This is a genomic window from Mycobacterium gordonae, assembly GCF_002101675.1.
In the GTDB taxonomy this organism is placed as follows: Bacteria; Actinomycetota; Actinomycetes; order Mycobacteriales; family Mycobacteriaceae; genus Mycobacterium; species Mycobacterium gordonae.
Window position 1 is genome coordinate 1 of sequence record NZ_LQOY01000137.1, and the last position, 1,293, is coordinate 1,293.

A 1,293-nucleotide genomic window follows, 5' to 3' on the forward strand; every position below is an offset into this window, starting at 1 on the left:
GGGTGGGCGCCATTCGGTGATGCCGTAGTTGTTGTGGCGGGTGCGGTATTTGTGGAGTTCGACCAGTCTGTTGTCGGGTCCGCAGGCCAGGGTCAGTTCGTCGATGTGGGTGCGGCGCTTGGCTATCCATCCCTCGAGGTGGTGCACCTGGGTCCAGTAGCCGGGCACGGTGCAGCCGGGTCGGGTGCAGCCGCGGTCTTTGGCCAGCAGGATCAGGCGTTGTTCGGGGGAGGCCAGGCGTTTGCCGTGGTAGAGGGCCAGGGTTTTGTCTTTGTCGAAGATGGCGAGGTAGTGATGCGCCGGGGCGGCCAGCCGCAGGACGTCGGACATGGGCAGCAGGGTGCCTCCGGCGGTCAGGCCGCGTCCGGCGCCGGCTTCGAGTTCGGCCAGGGTGGTGGTGACGACGATTGACGTGGGTAGCCCGTGGTGGCGGCCTAAGGCGGTGGAGCCCAGCAGCATCCGCAGCCCGGCCGCGATCGCGTCGTGGCTGCGTTGGGCGTGGTTGCGGGTGTCGCGGTCAACGGCGTCGGCGGGTGCTTTGCCCGCGGTGACGGGCTGCTCGTCAGCAGGGTTGCACATGCCCGGGGCGCCGAGTTTGGCCACCACCGGTTCCAGGGTGGCACGGAATTCGGGGGTGATCAGGCCGCGGATCTCCGACATCCCGTCGGGTTGTTGGGCGCCGAGGGTGATGCCGCGTTTGCGGGCCCGTTGAGGTTCGTCGGGGCCGTCGCCGTCGGGCATCAGGTAGTTCTGCAGCAGCTTGGCGTAGTCGGCGACTTCATCGGGGCGACAGCCGGCGGCGGCTTTGCCGGCCAAATCGGCTTCGGCGTAGTCGCGCCAGGCCGCATCGATGGTGGTGGGCAGCTTCTTGAAGAAGGTGCGGATCACCTTGATGTGCCCGGCCCCGATCAGGCCGCGCCGTTGTGCGGCGGCAGTGGCAGACAGCACCGGGGCCAACGGTTGCCCGGTCAGCGCGCGGCGCGGTCCCAGCTCGGCGGCGTCGCCGATGCGCCGGTCCGCCTCGTCCTTGACCACCCGCAGCACATCGGCCAGCGCCTGGCCCAGGGTTCCGCCCAACTCGGCCGGAGTCGCCTGGGCGGCAAGCCGATTGATCAACACGTTGCCGGCCACCGGCAGACGCCGGCACTGCACCTCCATTTCGCCGAGCGTCGTCATCAACTCCGGGGTGCTCAGCATGTCCGCACCGAGTTCCAACAACCGCGACACCGACCCGCGAAGCGCACCCAACGCCTCCGCCCAGTCCGCACGGGTGCCGCAACTCATACCCGAATT

The 1,293-nt window shown here is 68.9% G+C and carries 1 protein-coding gene; it reads right to left on the minus strand.

The window, feature by feature from the left end:
* Positions 1-1,197, minus strand: a 1,197-nt coding sequence (locus AWC08_RS19765; protein WP_244906516.1) for an HNH endonuclease signature motif containing protein, incomplete at its 3' end; no start/stop codon positions are given.
* Between the last annotated feature and the right edge of the window lie 96 nt (positions 1,198-1,293).